1 protein-coding gene is annotated in these 633 nt (G+C 61.6%); it reads right to left on the bottom strand.

From position 1 onward, the window contains the following. Nucleotides 1-9: 9 nt before the first annotated feature. The coding region (gene miaE, locus INF73_RS21765; protein WP_193547324.1) for a tRNA isopentenyl-2-thiomethyl-A-37 hydroxylase MiaE at nt 10-633 on the bottom strand (624 nt) is incomplete at its 5' end.

Raw genomic sequence — 633 nt, 5'->3', positions numbered from 1 at the left:
TATGCCGGTTTACACCGGCACGCCGCTGTGGAAGCGAAACTCGTTGTCCGGTGTCGAGATAAGTGTGGCTTCAATTTCGCCAAAATGCTGTATGCGGGGTGAGATATCGTCGTCGCTTACCTGCTGGGCCAGCGTCAGGTAGTCCTGGTAGTGGCGCGCTTCCGAGCGCAGCAGCGAGAGATAGAACTTCTGCAGGTCGTCGTCGAGGAACGGGGCCAGAGCGGCGAAGCGTTCGCAGGAGCGGGCTTCGATGTAGGCGCCGCAGATGAGCTTGTCGATCAGCGTCAGCGGTTCGTGGGTGCGCACTTCCTTCAGCATCCCTTTGGCGTAGCGGCTGGCGGTGATTTTGACGTAGGGAATGTCGCGCGCCAGCATCGCCTCGCGCACCTGCCAGAAGTGGTGCAGCTCCTCTTTAATCAGCAGCACCATGCTGTCGATGAGCCCCTGGCCCCACGGGTCGTCGGTTTTGGGCATTACGCTTTTGCCAATCTGCCTGTGCAGGGCGATGAAGTCCGGCTCCGGGCCGTCGCGGAAGGTGAACTGTTCGTAGGGCTTGAGCCACTCGAGCAGCGCGTCGGCACCGCTTTCGTCGGCGACGTATTTACGCACCAGCAGCAGCGCGGTCTGGGCGGC

It is taken from the genome of Enterobacter cloacae complex sp. P6RS, from assembly GCF_014982245.1.
GTDB lineage: Bacteria > Pseudomonadota > Gammaproteobacteria > Enterobacterales > Enterobacteriaceae > Enterobacter > Enterobacter bugandensis.
The sequence above is the reverse complement of the archived record's forward strand: the minus strand, read 5'-3'. Positions and strand labels throughout refer to the sequence as shown.